Below are 3,854 nucleotides of genomic sequence, written 5' to 3'. Positions count from 1 at the left end.
CCATTGACCTTTATAGAACTTAGGAAAACGAAACGACGAACACCAGCGGAGGCCGCCTGCTCAGCAAGCTTTAGTGTCCCGTTAACATTAACTGCTCTAAACGCCTCCAGAGGATCTAATGCTTGATCGTTCATAACATGAACTCGAGCCGCCGTATGGACGATAACGTCCATACCAATCAAACTTGGCGTCCAATTCACAGAAGAGGAGAGCTCAAAATTGTTGAGCATGCGCACCGTTACAGGACAATCGATAGACTCACGACGCGCGGCTGCATAAACCTCAACATTTTTTTTGTTTGCTAAAACCTTAAGCAGCCTACTGCCAACAAATCCAGACGATCCCGTCACCAATACACGCATGCGTCCACCCTTTTATGCCTTAGACCATACGGTACGATTAATATAGTCCGTATAACTATAAACAACTCGTACTATCTGTTTTGAGACTGGTCCGCCAAGATAGTCCTTTACAACAGGAATGACACGAGCCCCACGGTGATGCTGACTTGTCACAACCCGCACTGCATCCAGCACCCGGTCAACTTTGAGCCCACACATGATGAGTGTCCCCTCATCCATTCCCTCGGGACGCTCATGAGCATTACGAATTGTTACCGCCGGGAGGTTCAACAAAGAGGCCTCTTCGGTAATGGTTCCGCTGTCAGACAGGACACAAAACGAACCCATCTGCAACTTGATATAATCTAACAAACCAAATGGCTTGACAAACCGAATCAACGGATGCTCAAGGGACTCGCCCAATGCTTCAAGACGTTTACGCGTGCGAGGATGCGTAGAGACAATAACTGGAAATCCGTAATTATCCGCCAATGCACGAAGCGACCCCAGGAGATCGATCAAGTTTTGAGGTGTATCGACATTTTCCTCGCGGTGAGCACTAACTACAAAAAACTTACCTTCCTCGAGCTGCTCACGCTCCAAGATATTAGACGCCAAAATTTTCGGCATATAATGATCAAGAACTTCTTCCATGTGCGACCCGGTTTTAATGATCGTCTCAGGCCTAATACCTTCATCCAAGAGATACCGACGAGCATGCTCAGTCAAAACCAGATTAATATCACTCAGATGGTCAAGAACCTTACGATTCAACTCTTCGGGCACTCGCTGATCAAAACAACGATTGCCTGCTTCCATATGAAAAACCGGAATTTTTCGACGCTTAGCCGCGATCACAGCCAAGCAGGTATTAGTATCTCCATACAACAAAAGTGCGTCAGGTTTTTCCAGTTCAAATATCGCGTCTGACTTCGAGATAACTTCAGCAATAGTCTGCGCTGCTGTCTCACCCACAGCACCAAGAAAATGGTCAGGCTTTCGAATTTCAAGATCATCAAAAAAGACCTGATTCAACTCATAGTCATAGTTCTGACCAGAGTGAACGAGAACATGATCGGCCTGCTTGTCCAACTCTGCAATAACGCGACTCATCTTAATAAGTTCGGGCCGTGTCCCCACCAGCGTCATTACCTTAAGCATCTAATTGCTCCTTAATGAAGTCCAACTTTAACAAAAGTTCTTTAATGCCAGGAACATCCAAACGCTCGGTATTATGCGAAGTATAGTCATCCAACTCGGAAATATTTTGCTCGCCTTCGACAAAGTATTTCTTGTAATTTAGATCCCTATTATCGGCAGGAATACGATAGTACCGCCCCATGTCCTCGGCTTTGGCCATTTCTTCACGCGAAATGAGTGACTCGTACAGTTTTTCGCCGTGACGAGTACCGATGACTTTGATTGCGTTATCGCCCGAGAAAAGCTCTTTAAGCGCCTGAGCCAAATCAGCAACAGTGGATGCCGGTGCTTTTTGAACAAAAATGTCACCTTGCTCGGCATGCTCAAATGCGTGAAGAACCAAATCTACAGAGTCATCAAGTGACATCAGGAAACGCGTCATACTTGGATCTGTAACAGTCAGTTCATCACCGTCTTTAAGCTGTTTGACAAAAAGAGGAATTACCGATCCTCGAGATGCCATAACATTTCCGTAACGGGTAGAGCAGATGACAGGTCCAGTTTCGGGAATGATCCGGGACTTGGCAACTACAAGCTTCTCAGCCATGGCCTTGGAGATACCCATTGCGTTAATGGGGTACACAGCTTTGTCAGTACTAAGAACAACGACTCGACTAACATTATTGGCAATAGCCGCATTGAGTACGTTTTCAGTACCAATTACGTTGGTTTTAACGGCCTCCATCGGGTAAAACTCACAAGATGGAACTTGTTTTAGCGCCGCGGCGTGGAATATGTAGTCCACACCGACCATCGCCTGGGAAACACTAGCGTAATCCCTGACATCGCCGATATAAAATTTGACTTTGTCATTACCTAACGCTATACGCATGTCTTCCTGTTTTTTTTCATCACGACTAAAAACACGAATTTCCTTGACGTTAGTATCGAGAAAACGCTTGAGTACAGTATTTCCAAACGAACCGGTACCGCCCGTTATCATCAGAATCTTATCGTCGAACATATTGATCACCAAAATTTAAAGATGGAAGTTTAACGGTTAGCGCGCATAGCTTCAATTAGATCAGGCCACTGTGGAGGCGCATACCCTGTAGCCGTTCGGAACCGGGACGAATCTAAAGACCGATCAATTTGTAGCTGCTCATCTGGGACAATGCTGATTTCTTTTTGATAAATCTTGGYGACATGGCGCAACAACGTCAGCTTATCGATTGGCTGTGCAGAGACATGGTATAGCCCCTGGAGGGTGGGCTGCGGAATTACAAAATCTAGAATGACGCGAGCCAACTCAACCGTTGGCAACCCGGAAAAAACAGCTTTTGAAAATCCTTTGACAGAGCCGGATTGCGAAAGAAACCAGTCAATGAGCGATGATTGACTATTCAGTTCATGTCCGATAATTGAAGTGCGAAGAGTAATGACATGCGGCTGGCCAACAATCTCTCCTATATACTTAGATTTTCCATATAAATCTTCAGCATCAGAAATATCGTTTTCTTTATACATACCTTTTCGACCGGAAAAAACACAGTCAGTACTAATATGTACTAAGCGACTCCCGACCAAAGCACACAACTTCGCCAGCCGATGGGGCAACATTGCGTTAATAGGCAATACAGACAAAGGATCTTTAGCGGAGCTTAATTGTTTGATCAACCCAATACAATTAACTACAACATCAGGCTTTGACCGCTCAAAGACATCAACCAAAGAGTCTTGATCAAGAACATCAACGCCCGAGATCAAATTGCCTTTAACTTCGCTATCAAAACTATCAATTGCTTTAGCATTACGAACCGTTCCAATAACACTCAATGCAGACGAACTGCTGAGCACTTTGAAAACAGCATTGCCCAGCATACCTGTTGCACCCAAGACCAATACACGCATTCMGGCACCTATTTTCTGTTGAGACGCGCAGTCAAGATATCAATCAATCGACCGCTTTGAAAATCCATATCAAAATTTTCATTAAAATATTTCAATCCTGCCACCCCCATTTTATCACGCTCAACGCTTGAGCTCTCTTTCAATGCCAAAATGGTTGCAGCCAACAACTGACCATTCGCGGGAGGGCACACCAATCCGGCGCCAGACTCACTGATCACCCGAGCCCCTTCCCCCCTTAAGGCCGCAATAATCGGGCGACCGGCGGCAAGGTAAGCCTGAATTTTGCTAGGAATAGTATAAGAGAAAATTTCCTCGTCATTCAGAGAAACCAACAACGCAGCAGCACATTCAAATATTTCAGGCATGGCATCCGCCGGAAAGCGACCAGGCAACACCAGGTTATCCAGATGAAGTGATTTTTTTTGGCTTGCCACCCATTCGAGCATGCTGCCACTGCCGACA

Annotated in this window: 5 protein-coding genes; all 5 read right to left on the bottom strand. The window is 45.5% G+C overall.

The features are described 5' to 3' along the window. A partial coding sequence (locus tag AC1DSG_RS28745; protein ID WP_477793901.1) for an NAD-dependent epimerase/dehydratase family protein occupies nucleotides 1–362 on the bottom strand: 362 nt, incomplete at its 3' end. Nucleotides 363–374: 12 nt separating this feature from the next. Beyond that, entirely contained in the window at nucleotides 375–1,502 is a 1,128-nt protein-coding gene (gene wecB, locus AC1DSG_RS28740) for a non-hydrolyzing UDP-N-acetylglucosamine 2-epimerase (RefSeq protein ID WP_477793900.1), read from the bottom strand. Then, entirely contained in the window at nucleotides 1,495–2,505 is a 1,011-nt protein-coding gene (locus tag AC1DSG_RS28735) for a polysaccharide biosynthesis protein (RefSeq protein WP_477793899.1), read from the bottom strand. Before AC1DSG_RS28735 ends, wecB begins: the two co-directional genes overlap by 8 nt. A 29-nt stretch (nucleotides 2,506–2,534) precedes the next feature. Next, nucleotides 2,535–3,392 carry a dTDP-4-dehydrorhamnose reductase family protein gene (locus AC1DSG_RS28730; RefSeq protein WP_477793898.1) on the bottom strand — a complete coding sequence of 286 codons (858 nt, stop codon included), beginning with the start codon at nucleotides 3,390–3,392 and terminating at the stop codon, nucleotides 2,535–2,537. A gap of 8 nt (nucleotides 3,393–3,400) precedes the next feature. Further along, nucleotides 3,401–3,854 (bottom strand): glycosyltransferase (locus AC1DSG_RS28725; protein ID WP_477793897.1); only part of this gene is annotated, 454 nt, incomplete at its 5' end.

The organism is Pseudomonas sp. P5_A12 (assembly GCF_056400685.1).
This window is presented reverse-complemented; position numbering and strand designations above follow the sequence as displayed.

Bases quoted from the DNA above. Each gene is read 5' to 3' on its own strand.
- AC1DSG_RS28735 (WP_477793899.1), bottom strand. From the start codon at position 2,505: ATGTTCGACGATAAGATTCTGATGATAACGGGCGGTACCGGTTCGTTT.
- wecB (WP_477793900.1), bottom strand. From the start codon at position 1,502: ATGCTTAAGGTAATGACGCTGGTGGGGACACGGCCCGAACTTATTAAG.